We start from the raw sequence: 20,603 nt of genomic DNA on the forward strand, positions 1-20,603 counted from the left end.
TCGACCCTAAGGGCGCTGGTCGCCTGCGTCGGCCCCGCCGTGTAAACACCTTGTTACAAGCGACGGACCGTCGCGCGGGACCGGTTTCACGAAGGCCCTAGGGTGGTGGGCATGACTGGGGCAGGGCGGCTCGCGACGCTGGCGGACGTGGCGACGCTGGCGGGCGTGTCGAAGGCCACCGCCTCTCGCGTCCTCAGCCGCCCCGAGCTGGTGTCGCCCGACACGGCCGGACGCGTGCTCGCCGCCGCCGAGAAGCTCGGCTTCGTGCCCAATCGGGCGGCCCGCCAACTCGCGAGGGGGCGCACGGGCGTGGTCGCGCTCGTCGTGCCGACCCTCGACAACGCGTTCTTCACGCCGATCATCGCCGGGGCCCAGGCCGCGGCGGGCGAGGCCGACCTCCAGCTGACGGTCGCCGTCCACCCGCTGGCCGAGGCGGGCGAGCTGGCGGCGTTCGAGCGGCTGTCGCACCAGGTCGACGGGTTCATCGTCGTCGCCCCGCGCGGGGCCGACGACGTCGTGCGGGCCGCGACCGGCCACAAGCCGACCGTGCTCGTCGACCGCGAGGTGGCCGGGGTGTCGTCGGTCGTCGCCGACACGGCGACCGCGTTCGGCTCGCTGGTCTCGCGCTTCGTCGCCGAGGGGCACGAGCGCGTCGTCTACCTCGGCGGGCCCGACGGCTCGTGGCAGAACACCCAGCGCACGGCCGCGGTGGTCGACGCGGCGGCCGGCCGGGCCGAGCTCACGGTGCTGGGTCCCTACCCGTCGACCTTCGAAGCCGGCGTCCGGGCGAGCGACCACGTCCTCGCCTCCGGGGCGACGGCCGTCGTGCCCTACGCGACGGCCATCGGGCTCGGCCTGATGTTCGTCCTCCGGGCCGACGAGCACCGCGACCGCTCCGTCACGGTCAGCTCGGAGCGCATGGTCGTCGACGCCCTCGGTCTGGTCGGCGTCCCGGCGATCGACGTCGACGGCGAGCACCTGGGGCGGGTCGCGGCCGGCCGCCTGCTCGAGCTGCTGGCACCGGGTGGGCCGTCCGAGCCGACCTCCACGCGCCTCCCGGTGCCGGTCCGCTGGCCCTGACCTCGACGACGGGCTCCGGACGGAGCCCGACGCGGCTCGGCGGGAGGCGGCCGCGCCGGAGGAGGCTCGGCAGTGGGCGTCGGGCGCCGGGCGCCGGGCGTCGGGCGTCGGGTGTCGGGCGCCTCAGCGGGAGGCGCCTCAGCGGTAGTCGGCGGGCCAGGCGAAGGCCGGAGGCGCGGTGACGGTCTCGCCGATCGGCGCGAGCACGAGGTCGATGCGTTCGAAGTCCCGCAGCGGGATGCCGGCCGGGTCGGACGTGTAGGGGCTGCCGCCGACGAAGGTGTGCAGTTCGAGCCCGTCGTCGTGCCCGAGCGACCCGACCCCGCGTCCGTCGAGGGCGACGTCCCACTCGCTGAAAAGTTGGCCCAGCACGAACGTCTCGCGGGTGGGGGACTCGACGTGCACGATGCCGCTCGTGTCGTGCGTGTGGATCTCGGCGGCGAACTTCGCGTCCGAGTCGTGCCCGATGTCGCCGGGCACGGTCACCGCCTGCCCGTCGACGGTGATCGAGAGGTGCGTGTGCACGTGCATGGCGAGGTCCTGGCCCCAGACGTTCTCGAGACCGGCGGCGGCGGCCCGGGTCTCGAGCCGGTCGGTGGCGGGTCGACCCCACGGAGGCGCGGTGACGGCCCCTCGGACGTTCAGCGGGTTGCCGCTCTGCACCACGGCCACCCCGACCCCGCCCGCCACGAGGACGACGAGGGCGAGCAGCCCCGCGAGCACCTCGCCCGAGAGACGCCGACGAGGTCGGCGCGTACGGTCGCTCATCGGGTCGGACCGGCCTCGGCCTCGGAGGTGCTGCGGACGCGGTCCACGAGCTCGCGCCACGGCCCCGTGACCTGCTGCTCGGGCAGTTTGGCCTTGCGGGTGGGCCGGGTCTCGGCCGTGATGACCCAGACGAAGCGATCGGGCTGCACGGCCTGCGCGGCGGCCGGGGCCTGCGACCAGGGCACCTGGTCGATGAGGACGAGCCACGACTCGGTGTCGGGCTCGGAGTCGACGTCGACCGTCCAACTGCGGGTGAGACCGGCGAAGCCACCGGAGCGCGACACGGTGACCTTCATGGGCGCGATGCTACTCCGGCCGTGTCCGGGGCAGCAGGGTCTCGTGCCGGTCGGCGTCAGCTGGCCGGGGTGATCCCGACGCCCTTCCACCCGGCCGACGTCGCGCGGGTCTCGTCGGAGTCCGCTCCGTACCGTGTGGTCGCAGCGTCCACGGTGGCCGCCGCGAACTGCGCGAAGGTCGCCTCGGTCGACAGCGTGCCGCCGGTCAGCGTGTCGTACCAGATCTGCCCGGCCCGCAACCAGGCCTCGCCACCGAGCGCCTCGGCGACGAGGTAGAAGGCCCGGTTGGGGATGCCCGAGTTGAGGTGCACCCCGCCGTTGTCGTCGGTGGTCTCGACGTAGTCGTCCAGGTGGGCGGGTTGGGGGTCCTTCCCGAGGACGTCGTCGTCGTACGCGGTGCCCGGGGCCTTCATCGACCGCAGCGCCCGCCCCTGCACCTCGGCGGTGAAGAGCCCTTCGCCGATGAGCCAGGTCGCGTCGTCGGCGGTCTGCCCGAACAGGTGCTGCTCGACGAGCGCCCCGAACACGTCGCTGACCGACTCGTTGAGCGCACCCGACTGCCCCTGGTAGGTGAGGTTCGCGGTGTACTGCGTGACGCCGTGGGTGAGCTCGTGCCCGATGACGCTGACCGAGGCCGTGAAGCGCCCGAAGACTTCGCCGTCGCCGTCGCCGAACACCATCCGCTCGCCGTTCCAGAAGGCGTTGTCGTAGTCCTGGCCGTAGTGGACGGTCGCGTCGAGCGGCAGCCCGGCGCCGTCGACCGACGAACGCCCGTAGACCTCGTGGAACAGCGCGTAGGTCGCGCCGAGGGCGTCGTACGCCTCGGTGGCGGCGACGTCGTCGGTGGCGGGTTCACCCTCGCCGCGGACGCGGACGCCCGGCAGCTCTTCGGTGCCCTGCGCGTCGAACACCGTGCGCTCGAGCACGGACTCCACGCCGAGCGCCCCCCGGACGACCGGGGGAGTCGCGTTGCGGTCGACGGCCTCCATCGCGAGCAGCCCGTTCCGTGCGGCCTGCGGTGCCCGGTGCAGGCGGGGCGAATCGGCTTCGGCGAGGTGGGCGAGCAGGTACGGGGGGACGATGAACCGCGACATGCGTGCACTCTCGCACGCGCCTCCGACTTCGGGCCCGACTGTTCACACGATCGTGACGTACCGGTCGGTCGCGCCTCGCGGGGACGGACGCAGCAGGGCTCGAGGGGCGGGGGGCGTCGTCCGCCCGACTACCGTTGAGGGCATGACCGTCACCGATGCCTCCTCGTTCGTCGACAGCAAGATCGCCGTCGTCCCCGACTTCCCGAAGCCCGGCATCCTCTTCCGCGACGTCACCCCGCTCTTCTCCGACGCCGACGCCTTCGCCACCGTGACGACGGCGCTCTCCGAGCCGTTCGACGGCGGGTTCGTCGCCGTCGCCGGCATCGAGGCGCGGGGTTTCGCGCTCGCCGGTGCCATCGCGATCGAGCAGGGCGTCGGCGTCCTCACGGTGCGCAAGGCGGGCAAGCTGCCCGGTGAGGTCCTCAGCGAGAGCTACGCCCTCGAGTACGGCGAGGCCACGCTCGAACTGCGTCCGAACCAGATCCCGGCGGGGTCGAGCGTCCTGATCGTCGACGACGTGCTGGCGACCGGCGGCACGGTCGAGGCGACCGTCACCCTGCTCGAACGAGCGGGCTACGTCGTGGCCGGCGTCGCCGTGCTGCTCGAGCTCGACGGTCTCGGTGGCCGGGCCCGCCTCGAGGGCCACGTCCCCGTGCACGCCCTGTCGTCCGCCCCCGCCTGACGTCTCGCGTCGGCCGGGTGCCGGTGGCCGTCCGACCTCAGGCGAACGACCGAGCGGCCTCGAGCGCACCGGGGAAGAGCAACGCCGCCCCGCCCAGCAGGCAGCCCAGGGCGACGAGCACGAAGACCCCGACCCAGACGACGCCCGGCACCCGGGTCAGCCCGGCGAGCTGGTCGGCGTCCGACGCGGTCGAGCGTGAGCGCCGCCGGCTCCGTTGCAATTCGAGCGACGCCCGCAGCGCGCCGAAGCCGAGGACCGACGTCACGACGAGTCCGAACACCGCCTGCCAGGTCGGCGACGCGAAGAACGTCACGGCGACGACGAGGGCGGCGCCGAGCAGCACCACCCAGAGCCCGAACCAGTTGCGGATCTGCACGAGCATCAGCGCGAGCAACAGCAGCAGGGCCCAGAGCAGCCCGGCCGCGTAGCCGGCCGACAGCAGCCACGCGGCGCCCAGGGCGGCGATCGCGGGTGCGGTGTAGCCGGCGAGCAACGTGATGACCATGCCCGCCCCGGTCCGCGGCCCTTTCGACACGGTCAGGCCCGAGGTGTCCGAGTGCAGTCGGATGCCCGTCAGCCGACGACCGGTCAGCACCGCGGCGAGGCCGTGCCCGCCTTCGTGCACGACGGTGACGGCGTGCCGCACCGTGTGCCAGGTGCCCGGCAGCAGCACGAGCAGGAGGCCGGCGGCGACGCTGCCGAGCAGCCACGAGCCGGGCAGAGGGGCGGCGAGCTGGCTGATCCGGGCCCAGAGGTCGGTGAGTGCGTCCACCCGACGAGCCTAGGAGGCGCGGTGCGCGGGGTCGCGCACCGCGCCTCCTCGGCCCTGCCGCGGTCGCCCCCGGGTCGGGTCGTCCTCCAGGCTGATCTTCGGCCGTTCCGGGCGTCCTCCCACCGACCGGTGCCGCACCATGGACGGATGCGTCGCGCCGTCCTCCTCCTGCTCACCCTCGTCTACCTCGCCGGGGTCGCCTGGATGACCCTGCGACCGAGCGTCTACGACGCGGACACCGGGGCGTTGCTCTGGCGGGCGCTCGACGTCTTCGCCCGGCACGACGAGACCTCGTGGATCACCTTCGCCCGGGTCGAGGCCGCGGCGAACGTGGCGATGTTCGTCCCGATGGGCATGTTCCCGGCGCTCCTGCTGCCGAAGCGCTTCTGGTGGGTCGGCATCGTGGTCGGGTTCGCCGCGACGGTAGGCATCGAGACCGTCCAGGCGACGTACCTGTCGGCCACGCGCTTCTCCGACCCGCAGGACCTCGTCATGAACACCCTCGGGGCCGCGATCGGCGCGGCGTTCGTCGGACTCGTCCTGCCCCGGCGGCGTCGGGGTCGGGGACGGGGCCGATCGCGACAGGGGTCGGCGGCGCCCGTCTGGTAGGCTCCTCAGGTTGCCGTCTGAACGGCCGCGGAGAAAGAGAGCTCGCACATCCGGTGACGAGCACCGCGCAACGAACTGAAAGGGGATCCCTCCATGGCACTCGCACCTGACGTCAAGACCCGGATCATCGAAGAATACGCGACCCACCCCGGCGACACCGGATCCCCCGAGGTCCAGGTCGCCGTGATGACGCAGCGCATCCTCGACCTGACCGAGCACCTCAAAGAGCACAAGCACGACCACCACTCGCGTCGTGGCCTGCTGCTGCTCGTCGGCCAGCGCCGTCGCCTCCTGGGCTACCTGTCCAAGGTCGACATCGAGCGCTACCGCACGCTCATCGGTCGTCTCGGCCTGCGCCGCTAGTCCTCGCGCTCCGGACGTCTCGACGACGGCCCCCTCGGCACCCAGCTCCGGCTGCACGCCGAGGGGGCCGTTCTCTCGTTCCGGCCGTTCTCTCGTTCCGGGGGAGGGGCGGTGCCCGTGCCCGAGGGCACGTGCGGTGCCCGTGCCCGACGGCAGGTGCGGCGCTCAGTACCAGTTGTTCGCGACCGAGTGCGCCCACGCGGCGCACATCGTGCCGTAGCGGCCCTGGATGTACCCGATGCCCCAGTCCACCTGGGTGCGGTAGTTCGTCTGCCAGTCCAGTCCACTCGAGGCCATCTTGTTGCCGGGCAGGGCCTGGGGGATGCCGTAGGCGCCGCCCGACGGGTTGGTCGCGGTGGTGCGCCAGCCCGATTCTTTGTTCCAGAGCTGGACGAGGCAGGTGTACTCGGCCCCGGACCCGACCTTCGTGGCCGCGTAGGCCTTGGCGCCCGCCGGGTCGTTCACCGCTCCGGTCGGGGGAGGCGTCGCTCCGCCGGGACGTCCCGTGCCGGGGACGGCCGCCCCGCCCCCGGACGATCCACCACCCCCGGACGATCCGCCACCTCCGAACGATCCGCCACCTCCGGACGATCCGCCACGTGACGGCGCCTTCGCGGCGGCGGCGGCCTGGGCCTTCGCCGCGGCCTCCTGCGCCGCGTACGCCTGCTGCGCGGCGACCCCGGCCCGGTACTGCTGTTCGAGCTCCGCCGTGGAGTCCTTCAGGGCGGCGAGCTGGGCGTAGAGGTCGGTCGACCTCTGGGTGGCGCTGGCCACCTCGGCGTCCGCGGTCGCCTGCGCCGCGGCGGCCTGGTCGGCCGCGGCCTTGGCGTCGCGCGCGAGCGAGTCGCGCCGGTCGGCCGCGGTCGTCGCCTGCTCGCTGAGGGACGACACCGTGTTGCTCGCGGTCGTGGCGTCGGCGAGCACCGTCTGCCACCGGTCGCCGAGCTGCGTGAGCGAGCCCAACTGGTACAGCGCGGCCCCGGGGTCGGGCGACGTGAAGAGGTCGGTGCCCAGGGTCTGCGTGCCGCCGGTGCGGAACAGGCTGCCGGCGAGCTGGCCGGCCTCCCGCTCCGCCGTGTCGGCGGTGGCCCGCGCACGCTCGGCGTCGGCCGAGAGCTCGTCCGCTCGCTGCGACGCCGCCGCGAGGTCGGATTGCGCCGCCGCGTCGGCCCGGTCGGCGAGGACCGCCTCGTCGCTGCGGTCGGACGCGGCCTTCTCGAGGCTGTCGAGCGACGCGTCGATCAGGTCGACCTGCGCCTGGGTCGCCGCGGCGTTCCCCTTCGCGGCCTCGACCTGGGCCCAGGTCGGGTACCCCGCGGCGGACGCGGCGGACGGCGCCACGAGCGTCGTCAACACGAGAGCCAAGGAGGCGCCGGTCGCCACCGCGAGGCGGCTCGCGCGACGATCCCGGCCGGACCTGTCGTGAGCACGCATGGAACCGACCCTAACGTCGTCCCCCCGGCACCGCGCCTCCCCGTCCGGGCGACACCCGCGTCGCGGACCCCGGCCGGACGGGTCCGAGTGCTAGGATCGCGCTCGGAGCAGGCCGGTACGGCTGCTGGTCACCGGTGGTGACAGGCGGAATGCCCCGACCGACGCCGAGCGTCCGGGTCGGGTGCGGGGTCCGACCGTTTCTACTGTTGGCCAGACGTGCCACCGCCTCCGTCGCGTTGTTGCACGTGCATGTCGCCATGCCGTCCACGCCGCCCGCTCCGGTACACATCGATGCCCACACGGGGCCTCGATGCAAAACAAAGAGGAGTAGCCCCCACATGGAGGGTCCAGAGATCAAGTTCGGCGAAGCCGTCCTCGACAACGGCAAGTTCGGCAAGCGCACCATCCGATTCGAGACCGGTCGTCTCGCCCAGCAGGCTCAGGGAGCCGTCGCTGCCTACCTCGACGAAGACACCATGCTCCTGTCGGCCACGAGCGCCAGCAAGAAGCCGAAGGACAACTTCGACTTCTTCCCGCTCACCATCGACGTCGAAGAGCGTTCGTACGCCGCGGGCAAGATCCCCGGCTCGTTCTTCCGCCGCGAGGGTCGCCCCTCGACCGAGGCCATCCTGGTCTGCCGGCTCATCGACCGGCCGCTGCGTCCCTCGTTCGTCGAGGGTCTGCGCAACGAGGTCCAGGTCGTCATCACGGTGCTGAGCATCGCTCCCGACGAGTTCTACGACGCCCTCGCGATCAACGCGGCCAGCGCCTCCACCCAGATCTCGGGTCTGCCGTTCTCCGGCCCCATCGCCGGTGTGCGTCTCGCCCTGATCGGTGACCAGTGGGTCGCCTTCCCCAAGGCCAGCCAGCTCGCGGACGCCGTCTTCGACCTGACCGTCGCGGGCCGTGTCGTCACCGACGCCGCCGGCAACGAGGACGTCGCGATCATGATGGTCGAGGCCGAGGCCACCGAGCACGCCTGGGGTCTCATCCAGGGCGGCGCCACGAAGCCCGACGAGGCGATCGTGGCCCAGGGCCTCGAGGCCGCCAAGCCCTTCCTCAAGCAGCTCGTCGACGCCCAGGCGACGATGGCCGCCCAGGCCGCGAAGGAGATCGCCGACTACCCGGTGTTCCTCCCCTACACCGACGAGGTGCTCGAGGCCGTCACGGCCGCCGCCGGCACCGAGCTCGCCGAGGTCTACAAGATCGCCGGCAAGATCGAGCGCCAGGACGCCGATGACGCCCTCAAGTCGCGTGTCAAGGACGCGATCGCCGCCAAGGTCGACGCGGGCGAGCTGCCCGACACGGCCCTGGGCCAGGTCGGTGCCGCCTACAAGTCGGCCACGAAGAAGGTCGTCCGCGACCGCATCCTCACCGAGCAGATCCGCATGGACGGCCGCGGCCTCGCCGACATCCGTCCGCTCGACGCCGAGGTGCAGGTCATCCCGCGCGTCCACGGCTCCGCCATCTTCCAGCGCGGCGAGACCCAGATCATGGGCGTCACCACGCTGAACATGCTCAAGATGGAGCAGCAGATCGACTCGCTGAGCCCGGTCACCAAGAAGCGCTACCTGCACCACTACAACTTCCCGCCCTACTCGACCGGTGAGACCGGCCGCGTCGGGTCGCCGAAGCGTCGCGAGATCGGGCACGGCTTCCTCGCCGAGCGCGCCCTCGTGCCGGTGCTGCCCAGCCGCGAAGAGTTCCCCTACGCGATTCGTCAGGTGTCCGAGGCCCTCGGCTCCAACGGTTCGACGTCGATGGGTTCGGTCTGCGCGTCGACCCTGTCGCTGCTCAACGCCGGTGTGCCCCTCAAGGCCCCGGTCGCCGGCATCGCCATGGGACTCGTCTCCGACACCGTCGACGGTCAGACCCGCTACGCGGCCCTGACCGACATCCTCGGTGCCGAAGACGCTCTGGGCGACATGGACTTCAAGGTCGCCGGCACGAGCGAGTTCGTCACGGCGATCCAGCTCGACACCAAGCTCGACGGTCTGCCGACCGCCGTGCTCGACGCCGCCCTCAAGCAGGCCAAGGAGGCGCGCACCGCCATCCTCGGCGTGCTCAACTCGGCGATCGACGCCCCCGACGAGATGGCCCCGACCGCGCCCCGCGTGATCTCGGTCCAGATCCCGCAGGACAAGATCGGCGAGCTGATCGGCCCCAAGGGCAAGACGATCAACGCCATCCAGGACGAGACCGGCGCCGACATCAGCATCGAAGAAGACGGAACCGTCTACATCGGTGCCGTCGACGGTCCCTCGGCCGAGGCCGCACGCGCCCAGGTCAACGCGATCGCCAACCCGACCAACCCCGAGATCGGCGAGCAGTTCCTCGGCACGGTCGTCAAGATCGCGTCCTTCGGTGCGTTCGTCTCGCTTCTCCCCGGCAAGGACGGCCTGCTGCACATCAGCGAAGTCCGCAAGCTCGCCGGCGGCAAGCGCGTCGAGAACGTCGAGGACGTCCTCGGCGTCGGCCAGAAGATCCTCGTCGAGATCACGAAGATCGACGACCGCGGCAAGCTCTCGCTCGCCCCGGTCGTGGCGGAAGAAGCCGACACCGACTCGAGCGGAGCGACCGAGCAGTCGACCGACGAGTCCGTCGACGCGTAGTCACCGCACCACGAAGGGCCCGCCCCGACCTCGGTCGGGGCGGGCCCTTCGCCGTCCCGGCGGGTCTCCCTGGTCGCTGTCGGCCCAGGAGGCGCGTCCCCCGGATCGGGGCGGCGACACGGCGTAACGATTGGGTGCGGCGGCGGCGGAAACCGGGCGCGTGGCCGTATTCTTGATCGTGGAGGGCGAACCATACCCCATGCGATCGCACAGAGTCGCATCGGGAGTTCGCGACGAGGAAGGAACGGCGTGACCGAGACGACGGCCGAGCTCGCCCGTTCTGCCACGTCCGACTTCGCCGCCGCGGCCGCCATCGCGGCCGCCGCCGCCCGGGCCTCCGCCGCCCAGCCCACCGTTCCCGTCGATCTCGGCATCATCCAGCCGCGCCGCCGTCTGGGCCTCTCCGACCTCAAGGTCTTCCCCCTGGCCCTCGGCGGCAACGTGTTCGGGTGGACGGCCGACCAGGCCGAGACGACCTCCGTGCTCGATGCCTACTTCGATCTCGGCGGCAACTTCGTCGACACGGCCGACTCCTACGCCGGGGGTCGCAGCGAGATCATGATCGGATCGTGGATGCGCTCCCGTCGATCACGCGACGACATGGTCGTGTCCACCAAGGTGGGCAAGAGCGCCGACAACCCCGGTCTGACCCCCCGCGCGATCGAGCGGGCCGTCGACGCGTCCCTCGAGCGGCTCGGAACCGACCACATCGACCTGCTCTACCTGCACGTGGACGACACCGAGGTGGCGTTCGAGCGCACCCTGCTGGCCGTCGACCACCTCATCCGGGTGGGCAAGGTCCGATGGTTCGGCGGTTCCCACCACTCGGGCAACCGCCTCTACGAGGCCCGCATCGCGGCGGGGATGCTCGGAATCGCCCCGATGGTGGCCCTGCAGAACCAGTACAACCTCCTCGACCGGTCCGAGTACGAGAAGGGCCTGGCGCACGTCGCCGCGCAGCAGCGACTCGCCGTCATGCCGCGCTTCGCCCTCGCCAGTGGGTTCCTCACGGGCAAGTACCGTTCGCGCTCCGACTTCGCCCACAGCCCCCGTCGCCGGGCGCTCGCGAAGTACTTGTCCAAGAGGGGCCTCAAGGTCGTGCACGAGCTGGACCGCATCGCGTCCGTCCACGAGGTCTCGAGTGCTGCGATCGCGCTGGCCTGGTTGCTCGCCAAGCCGAACGTCGTGGCACCGGTGGCCAGTGCGACGAACGCCAAGCAGGTCTACGAACTCGCCCAGGCCGCGCGGGTGCAGCTCACACGCAACCAGGTCCTCGACCTCGACCGCGCCTCGGCCTGACCGCCAGGCGACGTGGTCGGCCGGTACCTGGGGGTACTCGACGACGACGTCCGCGGGGACGGCGCCACGGTGACGCGTTGCGGGGGACAGCGCCCATGGTGACGTCGATGTGCTGCGTCGTCCGCCGGTGACCTAGGCGGCGACGAGGAGCCGCTCCGCCGTGCGGCGCAGGGAGGCCGCCGCGGCGATGGCGTCGCCGGCGTAGGCGCCCACCTGGGCGCCGTCGAGGGCGAGGACGAGATCGTCCGCTGCGTCGCCCGGCAGGGGGTGGCCCGCGACCTTGAAGAGGGAGACCATCTCGGCCGTCAGCCACTCGCGGTGCTCGGCGATGGCGAGACGGACGGGGTGGGTCGGATCGCTGAACTCGGACGCCGCGTTGGCGAAGGCCGAGCCTCGGAACGACACGGTCTGGAGTCGGGCGCCGACCGCCTCGAGGTACGCCTCGAGGGTCGCGCGGCCCCCGTCGTGGGCCTCGACCAGGGCGGACAGCTCGGCTGCCTCGAGGTCGTGACGACCGGCGAGGTACTCGAGCACGAGGGTGTCCTTCGCGCCGAAGTGCTTGTAGAACGTCGCCTTGGTCACCGACGACTCGGCGATGAGGCGGTCGACGCCGACGACGCGGACGCCCTCGTCGTAGAACAGGCGATCGGCGGTCGTCAGGACGCGGGATCGGGCACCGGGGACGGGGGAGTCGGCGCGAGGGCGACCAGGGAGACGCTGGACGGCCGGTTGGGGGGAATCGACCGTCACAGCGTGGCTCCTTGGGACGTCTCGGCTAGAAGCCGCGTGGGGGACGCGCGCTCCGGACCTTCTGACGACGTCCGACCAGCCGCCGACGACGACCATCAGGGGGGATGGGGTCGTCGTCGGTGGTCTGACTCTAACACCGATGAGGACAAACAGAGTTGTCTGTTTGTCCTCAGAATCGTCCCCCAGTTCGGGTGTCAGCCGTCCCGTGGGGCTCACGGACTACCGCAGGGGAGGTCGCCTAGGCTCGACATGATGAACGGCCCTGTCTCCTTCCCGCTCGACGAGGTCGAGATCTCCTTCCGCGCCACGGGCGACGCGCTGGTGAGGCGCACCGTGCTGCCTTCGGGCGTCCGGGTGCTCAGCGAGCGCATGCCCGGGGCGCGCAGCACGACCATCGGCCTCTGGGTCGCGGTCGGGTCCCGTGACGAGTCGGACGCCGAACGGGGGTCGACCCACTTCCTCGAGCACCTCCTCTTCAAGGGCACCCCGACCCGTTCCGCCCTCGACATCGCGGTGTCGTTCGAGTCGGTGGGTGGCGAGCACAACGCCGCAACGGCCAAGGAGTACACCTGCTACTACGCCCGGGTGCGCGACGTCGACCTCGACGACGCGATCGACGTGCTCACCGACATGGTGACCTCGTCGACCCTCGACCCGGCCGAATTCGAGACCGAACGAGGGGTGATCCTCGAAGAACTCGCCATGGCGGAGGACGATCCCGCCGACATGGCCGGTGAGCGGCTCTTCGAGTCGGTCTTCGGCGACCACCCGCTCGGTCGTCCGATCGGGGGTTCGCCCGAGAGCATCCGTGCTGCGGCCCGCGACGACGTGGACCGGCACTACCGAGCGAACTACCGTCCGCAGGATCTCGTCGTGTCCATCGCCGGGGCGGTCGACCACGACCGAGCACTCGAACGGTTGACGGCGGCGCTCGACCGGGCCGGGTGGCCCACCGAGGCGGCGTCGCCCGTGCCCCGTCGCGACGACGCGCCCGTCGGGCTCGTCGCGGGTGAACCGCTCCAGGTGATCCGGCGTCCCCTCGAGCAGGCCACCGTCCTGCTGGGGCTGCCGGGCATCTCCGTCGGGGACGACCGTCGACCCGCCCTGGCCGTGCTGAACTCGGTGCTCGGCGGGGGCATGTCGTCTCGACTGTTCCAAGAGATCCGTGAGCGCCGTGGACTCGCCTACTCGGTCTACTCGTTCGCCCCGAGCTACTCCGACGCCGGTCTCTTCGGGCTCTATGCCGGGTGCACGCCCGCCAATGCCGGAGAGGTCGCCCGGCTCATGCTCGGCGAGCTCGAAGGCCTCGCCACCGACGGCATCACGGACGACGAGCGCCGACGAGCCCTCGGCCAACTCGGAGGGGCGGCGGCCCTCGCCCTCGAGGACAGCGACACCCGGATGAACCGCCTCGGTCGGGCCGAGATCTCGACGGGTGAGTTCGTCGACCTCGACACGTCCCTCGCCCGGGTCGAGGCCGTGACGTCCGACGACGTCCGGACGTTGGCGGACCGTCTCCTCTCCGGCCCCTTGTCGACCGTGCTGGTGGGCGAGGTCGACGAGACGTCCTTCCCGATCCCGATCCCGATCCCGACGACGACGTCGGGAGCGACCCCTCGATGAACCAGGAGACGACGGTGTCCCATTACCTCTACCTCGTCCGGCACGGCGAACAGCAGGACGCCGAGCACGGACTGCCCGACGGTCCACTGAGCGAACGGGGCAAACGCCAGGTGCGCCTCCTCGCCGAGCGCCTCGGGGGAGTCCCCTTCGACGCAGCGTGGCACTCCCCGCTCGAGCGTGCCGAAGAGACGGCCGCGATCATGACCGAGCGCATGCCGGCACTCGAGTCACAGCCGTCGACCCTCCTCTTCGACTGCGTGCCGTCCGGTCCGACGGCCGACATGCCGTCGTCCTACAAGCCGTTCTTCGGCGGGGTCACGGACGAGCAGATCGAGGCCGGGCAGGCCCAGATGTCCGACGCGGTCGCCGAGTGGCTCACCCCGGCCCGAGAGGATCGCCACGATCTCCTCATCACGCACAACTTCGTGATCGGGTGGTTCGTCCGCGAGGTGTTCGGAGCGCCGGACTGGCGGTGGATGGGCGTCAACCAGGCCAACGCCGGGTTGACGATCATCCGGGTGCGATCGGCGAAGCCGCCGGAGCTCGTGACGCACAACGACCTCGGGCACCTGCCCGTCGAGCTGCGCACCGGCCTTCCGGTCGAACAGCCCTTCTGAGCTCTTCGTCCGCCGGTGGCCCCCTCAGGCGGTCCCGCGCGGGTCCTCTGCCCGGACGGCCTTGCCGTACCACGTCGTGGCGTTCGGGTTCGCGTTGTAGGGCTCGATCGTCGCGTACCCCGCGCTGCGGTAGAGCCCTCCGGCAGCCGCCAGGCTGTCGTTCGTGTCGAGCACGATCTCGTCGGCCCCGAATGCGGACGCCCGACGTTCGAGTTCGTCCAGCAAGGCCCGACCGAGACCCAGTCCCCGGCCCGCGGGACGCACGTAGAGGTGCTTGACCTCGTACCGCACGGCCCCCGAGGCCGAGGGGGCGATGAGTCGGATGCCGCCGCACGCGATCGGCTCGGAGGCCCGACCCGCGTCCGGGTCGGCCGCTTCTCCCTCGACGACGACGAACACGCCGCCCGGCGGCACGAAGGCCGTGGCGTCGGGCAGGGTCGTCGTGTACGTGCCCTGTGCCGAGGGGAAGGTGCTCTCGCGCTCGGTGAAGTACTCGGTCAGGAGGGCGGCGGCATCGGGGGAGGAGACGCTCGTCTCGCGGAACCTGGGCATGCCGTCCATGCTAGGTCGCGGCGCGGCCCGGTCCGTCGTGGTGCCCCAGGTAAGTTGGACGGCATGACTTCGCGCATCGCCGTGGTGGGAGCCACTGGCACCCTCGGTTCGTTCATCGTCGACCTCGTCGAGCGCACCCCGGGGCTCGAGCTCCACGCCGGTCTCTCGTCCCGCGACGATCTCGACGACGTCCTCGGGGCCGACCTCGTCGTCGACGTCACGCACCCTGCCGTCAGTCCGGGGATCGTCGAGCACGTCGTCCGCGCGGGCATCCCGGTGCTCGTCGGAACCTCGGGCTACAACGCCGAACGCCTGGCCCGTCTCTCGACGGTCGTCTCCGACGCGGACGGCCCCGGCGTCCTGGTGGTGCCGAACTTCTCGATCGGTTCGGTGCTCGCGACGCGGTTCGCCACCCTCGCGGCGCGCTTCTACGAATCCGTCGAGATCGTCGAGGCGCACCATCAGGGCAAGGTCGACTCGCCGTCGGGCACGGCCGTGCGCACGGCGGAACTCATCGCTGAGGCTCGTCGGGACCTCGGCCCGGTGTCGGCGCCGCACGCGGACCAACGGGCCAGGGGTCAGCAGGTGGCGAGTGTGCCGGTGCACAGCATGCGCCTGCGCGGCGTCGTCGCGAGGCAGGAGGTCGTCTTCGGCGGTGACGGCGAGACCCTCACTCTCACGCACGACACGCTCTCGCAGCGCGCGTACGAGAAGGGGCTCCTCGTCGCCATCGAGGCCACCCCGGGCGTGACCGGGGTCGTCGTGGGGCTCGACGCCGTCCTGCCCCTCGAATCGTGAAGGGGCGTGCGGCCGCGCTCCTGATGGCGCTGCTCCTGCTCCTCTACGTCGTGCTGGTCGGTCAGCGGGCCGTCCTCTTCCTGTCGACGGGCGAACCGGTCGCCATCGCGCTCGGCGTCGCCCTGCTCGTCCTCCCCCTCCTGGGACTGTTCGCCCTGGTGGTCGAGCTGCGCTTCGGTCTGCGTACGCAGCAGATCGTCGGGCAACTCGCGGCCGAGGGCGGATTGCCGGTCGACGACCTGCCACGGCGTACCTCCGGTCGGTACGAGCGCGAGGCGGCCGACGCGGCGTTCCCCGCCTACAAGACGGCCGTCGAGGCGGCACCCGACGACTGGCGCGCGTGGTTCCGCCTGGGCCTGGCCTACGACGCCTGCGGTGACCGCCGACGAGCTCGTCAGGCCCTGCGCTGGGCCATCAAGCTCCGGCGCGAGACGGCCGGCTGAACCCGCCCACCCGAGTCGCGCGCGTGCTCAGAGCGCGTCAACGAACGCTGTCAGCGCGTCCTCGACCGTGCGGTGCCTGAAGGTGAAGCCGTCGCGCTCGAGCACCTCGGGCACGACCTGCTGGCTCGGCAGCAACATCTCCCGCCCGGCCTCCTGCATGGCGGTCGAGATGACGGCCTCGGGAACGCCCAGCAGGTAGGGACGGTGCAGGTCGGCCGCCAGGGTGCGCGTCACGAGGTCGCTCGTCGCCGGCGTGGGGCCGACCAGGTTCACGGGTCCCGAGACGGACGACGTGAGGAGGTGCACGATCGCGGCGGCCTCGTCGTGCAGGCTGATCCAGGGCCAGAACTGGTCACCGGTGCCGAGTCGTGAGCCGAGCCCCAGCTTGGTGAGCGGCAGCAGGGGCTTGAGCGCGCCTCCTCCGGGGCCGATGACGATGCCGGTCCGCAGCATCACGACGCGCGTGGCCTCGGGGGCCTTCCCGGCGGCGGCCTCCCAGGCGACGACGACGTCGCTCAGGAACCCCTCACCCCGGCCGCTCGACTCGGTGAGTCGTTCGCCGGGCCGATCGCCGTAGACGCCGACGGCCGAGCCGCTGAGGAACGTCGAGGGCGCCGTGGACGCCGCCGCCATGCCGTCGACGAGCGTCGACGTCGCGGCCAGACGTGACTCGAGGATCTCGCGCTTGTACCCGGCCGTCCAGGGCAGACGACCCAAGGAGGCGCCGGCCAGGTTCACGACGGCGTCCGCGCGGGCGATCAGGTCGTGGTCGACGATGCCGGCGCTGGGCACCCAGGTGTACTCGTCGTCGGCCCGGGGTTCGCGACGCACCAGCGAGAGCGGACGGTGGCCTGCCTCGCGCAGCTGGCGGGTGAGTTCGGTGCCGATCATGCCGCTGGCGCCGGAGATCAGGACGGTGAGTGCGTCGGTCATGGGGACACCGTATTCCGGCCCGCTGGGGGAGCGTCCGCCGGTGGCGCGGGCGCTTCCCGTCGGGAGCGCCCTGCGAGGTAGAGTCGACGCCGTGCCCGAGACCGAAGCCACCCCCGCCGTGCCCTCCGACAAGACCCCCGAGTTCCGTTCAGACGTCACCGTCGAGCTGGTCCGCTCGAGTGCCCACGACTCCGACGTGCTGTTCGCGGCCCGGGTCTCCACCATGGGCGAGCTCACACTCGACGGCGCGCAGGCGTCGGCCGACGGGGCCCAGGCGACCAAGGGTGCCGGCCTGATCAACTACCTGATGCGCGACCGTCACGGCTCGCCGTTCGAGCACAACTCGATGACCTTCTACGTGCAGGCGCCGATCTTCGTCTTCCGCGAGTTCATGCGTCACCGCATGGCCAGCTACAACGAAGAGAGTGGTCGTTACCGCGAGCTGAACCCGGTCTTCTACGTCCCCGCTCCCACGCGCAACCTGCAGCAGGTCGGCAAGCCCGGCGCCTACGACTTCCTGCCCGGCACACCCGAGCAGTCCGCGCTGGTCGACGAGGCCACCCGCGCCGCGTCGGTGCAGGCGTTCGAGGCCTACCAGCGCATGCTGGACGCCGGCATCGCCCGCGAGGTCGCGCGGATCGTGCTGCCGTTGAACATCTACTCGTCGATGTACGTGACCGTGAACGCACGGTCCCTGATGAACTTCCTGAGCCTCCGGACGAAGCGCGAGGGCACCCACTTCCCGTCGTTCCCGCAGCGCGAGATCGAGATGTGCGCCGAGAAGATGGAAGACCTCTGGGCCGAGCTCATGCCCCTCACCTACGCGGCGTTCGGGGCGAACGGGCGCGTCGCCCCCTGACGGCCGTCCTCGCCGACGCGACCGGCGCCTCCTGACCGGGGCGTCCGACGCCTCACGAGGAGGTCGGGCCCGACGCGAGCCAGTACGCTGGAGGGCGTGTCGAACATCAGCAATCCCTTCGGTCAGGTCCTCGTCGCCCTCGTGACGCCGTTCACCGCTGACGGCGAGGTCGATTGGCCTGCTGTCGAGAAGCACATCGACGACTGCATCAGCGCCGGGGCCGACGGCATCGTCGTCACGGGCACGACGGGCGAGACCAGCACGCTGACCGACCCCGAGAAGCTCCGACTCGTCGAGGTGGGCAAGTCGGTCGCCGCAGGCCGGGCCAAGATCATCACGGGTGGCGGGTCGAACGAGACGGCGCACGCCATCCAGCTCTACAAGGCCAGCGAGAAGGCCGGCGCCGACGGCGTCATGATCGTCACGCCTTACTACAACAAACCCACGCAGGCCGGTGTGCTCACGCACTTCCGCATGATCGCCGACGCAACCGACCTGCCGGTCATCCTGTACGACATCCCGGGCCGCACCGGCATCCCGATCAAGTACGAGACCCTGCTCCGGGCCGCCAAGCACCCGAACATCGTCGCCGTGAAGGACGCCAAGGGCGACTTCGCCGAAGTCAGTCGGGTCCTGAACCAGACCGACCTCCTCTACTTCTCGGGCGACGACGCCAACGTGCTGCCCCACCTCGCCATCGGCGCCTCGGGCCTCATCGGCGTCACCGCGAACATCGCCGCGGCGCCGTACCGCACCATCGTCGACGCCGTGAACGCCGGCGACCTGCACACCGCGACCGAGGCGCACCAGATGCTCGAGCCGCTCGTGCGCGCCGTCATGACGCACGTGCCGGGCACCGTCGCGGCGAAGTACATCCTGCACGGCCTCGGTCGCATCTCGAGCCCCCGCGTGCGCCTCCCCCTGGTCGGCCCGGAAGACAGCGAGGCCGCCCTGATCGAGGACGAGCTGTCGCACGTGGGCTCGATCCCCGGCCTCGACCTCAGCCGCTTCCGGCCCGACCGCAACGCGGCGGCCGGCGGTGCGCTGCCCAAGGTGCACGGCACCACGCGCTGACCTCCTGATCCCCGCCGACGACGTCGTCGGCCGCAGACCTCCCGCACAGAGGGGCACGAGCCCCACGCCAACCGAAGGAACAGATGCCCACGACAATCCACGCCCCCCGAGAACTCGCCAAGGGCACGCTCCGCGTGATCCCGGTCGGCGGGCTCGGCGAGATCGGCCGCAACATGACGGTCTACGAGATCGACGGCAAGCTGCTCATCGTCGACTGCGGAGTGCTCTTCCCCGAAGAGCACCAGCCCGGCGTCGACCTGATCCTGCCCGACTTCTCGCCCATCCGTGATCGCCTCGACGACATCCTCGCCGTCGTGCTGACGCACGGCCACGAGGACCACATCGGCGCTGTGCCCTACCTCCTGCGTCTCCGCAAGGACATCCCGCTGATCGGTTCGCAGCTGACGCTCGCGCTGATCGAGGCGAAGCTCAAAGAGCACCGCATCACGCCTTACACCCTGGCCGTCAAAGAGGGTGGGCGCGAGTCGCTCGGGCCGTACGACCTCGAGTTCATCGCGGTCAACCACTCGATCCCGGACGCTCTCGCCGTCGCCATCCGCACGTCGGCCGGCACCGTGCTGCACACCGGCGACTTCAAGATGGACCAACTGCCGCTCGACGACCGCATCACCGACCTCCGGGCGTTCGCCCGCCTCGGTGAAGAGGGCGTGGACCTCTTCCTGCCCGACTCGACGAACGCCGACGTGCCCGGGTTCACCGCGCTCGAGCGGGACATCGGGCCCGTGCTCGACGACGTGATCCGCCGGGCTCCGCGTCGCGTGGTCGTCGCGAGCTTCTCGAGCCACGTGCACCGCGTCCAGCAGGTGCTCGACGCGGCTCACGCCAACGGTCGCCGCGTGGCCTTCATGGGCCGCTCGATGGTCCGCAACATGGGCATCGCGGCCGACCTGGGGTACCTCAAGATGCCGGACGGCGTCCTGATCGACGCCAAGAAGGCCAAAGACCTTCCCGACGACCGCATCGTCTACATGAGCACCGGGTCACAGGGCGAGCCGATGGCCGTCCTCGCCCGCATGGCGAACCTCGAGCACCAGATCGAGATCGGCGCGGACGACACGATCATCCTCGCGTCGAGCCTGATCCCCGGCAACGAGAACGCGGTCTACCGCGTCATCGACGGCCTCACCAAACTCGGGGCCAAGGTCGTCCACAAGGGCAACGCCAAGGTCCACGTCTCGGGGCACGCCTCCGCCGGCGAGCTGTTGTACTGCTACAACATCCTGCGGCCGAAGAACGTCATGCCCGTCCACGGCGAGCACCGGCACCTGTACGCGAACGCGGCGTTGGCGGTCCGGACCGGCGTGCCGCAGAAGAACACCATCCTCGGCGAGGACGGCATCGTCGTCGACCTGCGCGACGGAGTCGCCGAGGTCGTCGGCCAGCTCGACATCGGTTTCGTCTACGTCGACGGCTCGACCGTCGGCGAGATCACCGACGCCGATCTGAAGGACCGCCGCATCCTGAGCGAAGAGGGCTTCATCTCGGTCTTCATCGCGATGGACGCGTCCACGGGCCGTGTCGTGGTCGGACCCGAGATCCAGTCGCGTGGCTTCGCGGAAGACGAGCGGGTCTTCGACGACGTCAAGCCCAAGATCATCGCGGCCCTCACCGAGGCGGCGGAGAACGGCACGCGTGACACGCATGCCTTCAGCCAGGTCGTGCGGCGCACGGTCGGTCGCTGGGTGAACACGCAGCACCGTCGTCGTCCGATGATCGTGCCGGTGGTCATCAGCGCCTGACGCGCACGCACACGACGACGGCCCACGGGAGACCCCGTGGGCCGTCGTCGTACCCCGGGCGCGAGGTCGGCACTCTGATGGTCCTCGAGGAGGGCATCGCGGGCCCGCAGTCATCCTCGGGGGTGAGGCGGCGACACCCGGCGCGTCGATACGGTGACGTCTGACACGTCAGTACATCGACCGGG

General features: G+C 71.1%; 21 protein-coding genes. 13 read left to right on the top strand and 8 right to left on the bottom strand.

All coding sequences use genetic code 11. The features are described 5' to 3' along the window. Window positions 1-111 precede the first annotated feature (111 nt). The gene (locus ACIOSR_RS09475; protein ID WP_173152371.1) at window positions 112-1,080 is read left to right on the top strand and encodes a LacI family DNA-binding transcriptional regulator; all 969 of its coding nucleotides are present in this window, start codon (window positions 112-114) and stop codon (window positions 1,078-1,080) included. 138 nt (window positions 1,081-1,218) lie between these two features. Here the strand turns inward: ACIOSR_RS09475 and ACIOSR_RS09480 are convergent, their stop codons facing one another. The 3 genes from ACIOSR_RS09480 to ACIOSR_RS09490 are packed head-to-tail and all read right to left on the bottom strand — an operon-like array spanning window position 1,219 to window position 3,238. Then, on the bottom strand, window positions 1,219-1,848 hold the full coding sequence (locus ACIOSR_RS09480) for a hypothetical protein (RefSeq protein WP_159826836.1): 630 nt from the start codon (window positions 1,846-1,848) through the stop codon (window positions 1,219-1,221). Continuing rightward, window positions 1,845-2,144 (bottom strand): protealysin inhibitor emfourin, encoded by a 300-nt coding sequence (locus tag ACIOSR_RS09485; protein WP_056048144.1) that lies wholly within the window; start codon window positions 2,142-2,144, stop codon window positions 1,845-1,847. Before ACIOSR_RS09485 ends, ACIOSR_RS09480 begins: the two co-directional genes overlap by 4 nt. A 56-nt stretch (window positions 2,145-2,200) precedes the next feature. Then, the gene (locus tag ACIOSR_RS09490; protein WP_402752462.1) at window positions 2,201-3,238 is read right to left on the bottom strand and encodes a M4 family metallopeptidase; all 1,038 of its coding nucleotides are present in this window, start codon (window positions 3,236-3,238) and stop codon (window positions 2,201-2,203) included. A 142-nt stretch (window positions 3,239-3,380) separates the two neighbouring features. Here ACIOSR_RS09490 and ACIOSR_RS09495 point away from each other — a divergent pair, with 142 nt between their 5' ends. Then, window positions 3,381-3,920, top strand: coding sequence for an adenine phosphoribosyltransferase (locus tag ACIOSR_RS09495; protein ID WP_054147222.1), 540 nt, complete (start codon window positions 3,381-3,383; stop codon window positions 3,918-3,920). A gap of 37 nt (window positions 3,921-3,957) precedes the next feature. Here ACIOSR_RS09495 and ACIOSR_RS09500 read toward each other — a convergent pair whose 3' ends face one another. Further along, complete coding sequence (locus tag ACIOSR_RS09500; protein ID WP_402752463.1) at window positions 3,958-4,692, bottom strand: M50 family metallopeptidase; 735 nt, start codon at window positions 4,690-4,692, stop codon at window positions 3,958-3,960. A gap of 147 nt (window positions 4,693-4,839) precedes the next feature. Here ACIOSR_RS09500 and ACIOSR_RS09505 point away from each other — a divergent pair, with 147 nt between their 5' ends. Beyond that, window positions 4,840-5,301 (top strand): VanZ family protein, encoded by a 462-nt coding sequence (locus tag ACIOSR_RS09505; RefSeq protein ID WP_056048134.1) that lies wholly within the window; start codon window positions 4,840-4,842, stop codon window positions 5,299-5,301. A gap of 93 nt (window positions 5,302-5,394) precedes the next feature. Next, entirely contained in the window at window positions 5,395-5,664 is a 270-nt protein-coding gene (gene rpsO / locus ACIOSR_RS09510) for a 30S ribosomal protein S15 (protein ID WP_043596660.1), read from the top strand. 165 nt (window positions 5,665-5,829) lie between these two features. Here rpsO and ACIOSR_RS09515 read toward each other — a convergent pair whose 3' ends face one another. After that, window positions 5,830-7,098, bottom strand: a complete 1,269-nt coding sequence (locus tag ACIOSR_RS09515) for a coiled-coil domain-containing protein (protein ID WP_402752464.1) — start codon at window positions 7,096-7,098, stop codon at window positions 5,830-5,832. A 338-nt stretch (window positions 7,099-7,436) separates the two neighbouring features. On the opposite strand from ACIOSR_RS09515, the gene ACIOSR_RS09520 reads away from it, so the two are divergent. After that, entirely contained in the window at window positions 7,437-9,710 is a 2,274-nt protein-coding gene (locus tag ACIOSR_RS09520) for a polyribonucleotide nucleotidyltransferase (RefSeq protein WP_056048130.1), read from the top strand. A 249-nt stretch (window positions 9,711-9,959) separates the two neighbouring features. Continuing rightward, window positions 9,960-11,009 carry an aldo/keto reductase gene (locus ACIOSR_RS09525; RefSeq protein ID WP_157485482.1) on the top strand — a complete coding sequence of 350 codons (1,050 nt, stop codon included), beginning with the start codon at window positions 9,960-9,962 and terminating at the stop codon, window positions 11,007-11,009. Between the two features lie 132 nt (window positions 11,010-11,141). Here the strand turns inward: ACIOSR_RS09525 and ACIOSR_RS09530 are convergent, their stop codons facing one another. Further along, on the bottom strand, window positions 11,142-11,759 hold the full coding sequence (locus ACIOSR_RS09530; RefSeq protein WP_056048127.1) for a TetR/AcrR family transcriptional regulator: 618 nt from the start codon (window positions 11,757-11,759) through the stop codon (window positions 11,142-11,144). 252 nt (window positions 11,760-12,011) lie between these two features. Here ACIOSR_RS09530 and ACIOSR_RS09535 point away from each other — a divergent pair, with 252 nt between their 5' ends. Together ACIOSR_RS09535 and ACIOSR_RS09540 are read left to right on the top strand one after the other, a co-directional pair. Next, window positions 12,012-13,382: a M16 family metallopeptidase gene (locus tag ACIOSR_RS09535; protein ID WP_402752465.1), complete on the top strand. Its 1,371-nt coding sequence runs from the start codon at window positions 12,012-12,014 to the stop codon at window positions 13,380-13,382. A gap of 14 nt (window positions 13,383-13,396) precedes the next feature. Next, the gene (locus ACIOSR_RS09540) at window positions 13,397-13,999 is read left to right on the top strand and encodes a histidine phosphatase family protein (protein WP_056049062.1); all 603 of its coding nucleotides are present in this window, start codon (window positions 13,397-13,399) and stop codon (window positions 13,997-13,999) included. A 24-nt stretch (window positions 14,000-14,023) separates the two neighbouring features. Here ACIOSR_RS09540 and ACIOSR_RS09545 read toward each other — a convergent pair whose 3' ends face one another. Then, window positions 14,024-14,551 carry a GNAT family N-acetyltransferase gene (locus ACIOSR_RS09545; RefSeq protein ID WP_173152350.1) on the bottom strand — a complete coding sequence of 176 codons (528 nt, stop codon included), beginning with the start codon at window positions 14,549-14,551 and terminating at the stop codon, window positions 14,024-14,026. Between the two features lie 63 nt (window positions 14,552-14,614). On the opposite strand from ACIOSR_RS09545, the gene dapB reads away from it, so the two are divergent. Next, on the top strand, window positions 14,615-15,349 hold the full coding sequence (gene dapB / locus ACIOSR_RS09550) for a 4-hydroxy-tetrahydrodipicolinate reductase (RefSeq protein ID WP_056048121.1): 735 nt from the start codon (window positions 14,615-14,617) through the stop codon (window positions 15,347-15,349). A 23-nt stretch (window positions 15,350-15,372) separates the two neighbouring features. After that, window positions 15,373-15,792 (top strand): tetratricopeptide repeat protein, encoded by a 420-nt coding sequence (locus ACIOSR_RS09555; RefSeq protein ID WP_123571887.1) that lies wholly within the window; start codon window positions 15,373-15,375, stop codon window positions 15,790-15,792. Window positions 15,793-15,819: 27 nt separating this feature from the next. On the opposite strand, the gene ACIOSR_RS09560 is transcribed toward ACIOSR_RS09555, so the two are convergent. Beyond that, window positions 15,820-16,725, bottom strand: a complete 906-nt coding sequence (locus tag ACIOSR_RS09560) for a TIGR01777 family oxidoreductase (protein WP_402752466.1) — start codon at window positions 16,723-16,725, stop codon at window positions 15,820-15,822. 91 nt (window positions 16,726-16,816) lie between these two features. On the opposite strand from ACIOSR_RS09560, the gene thyX reads away from it, so the two are divergent. The 3 genes from thyX to ACIOSR_RS09575 all read left to right on the top strand — a co-directional run bounded on the left by thyX (window position 16,817) and on the right by ACIOSR_RS09575 (window position 20,418). Then, the gene (gene thyX / locus ACIOSR_RS09565; RefSeq protein ID WP_277960301.1) at window positions 16,817-17,584 is read left to right on the top strand and encodes an FAD-dependent thymidylate synthase; all 768 of its coding nucleotides are present in this window, start codon (window positions 16,817-16,819) and stop codon (window positions 17,582-17,584) included. A gap of 96 nt (window positions 17,585-17,680) precedes the next feature. Then, entirely contained in the window at window positions 17,681-18,658 is a 978-nt protein-coding gene (dapA, locus tag ACIOSR_RS09570) for a 4-hydroxy-tetrahydrodipicolinate synthase (protein WP_173152341.1), read from the top strand. 83 nt (window positions 18,659-18,741) lie between these two features. Continuing rightward, a complete protein-coding gene (locus ACIOSR_RS09575) occupies window positions 18,742-20,418 on the top strand; it encodes a ribonuclease J (RefSeq protein ID WP_402752467.1) in 1,677 nt (558 codons plus the stop codon). The last annotated feature ends 185 nt before the right edge of the window (window positions 20,419-20,603 follow it).

Source organism: Frigoribacterium sp. NPDC087798 (genome assembly GCF_044742985.1).
GTDB lineage: Bacteria > Actinomycetota > Actinomycetes > Actinomycetales > Microbacteriaceae > Frigoribacterium.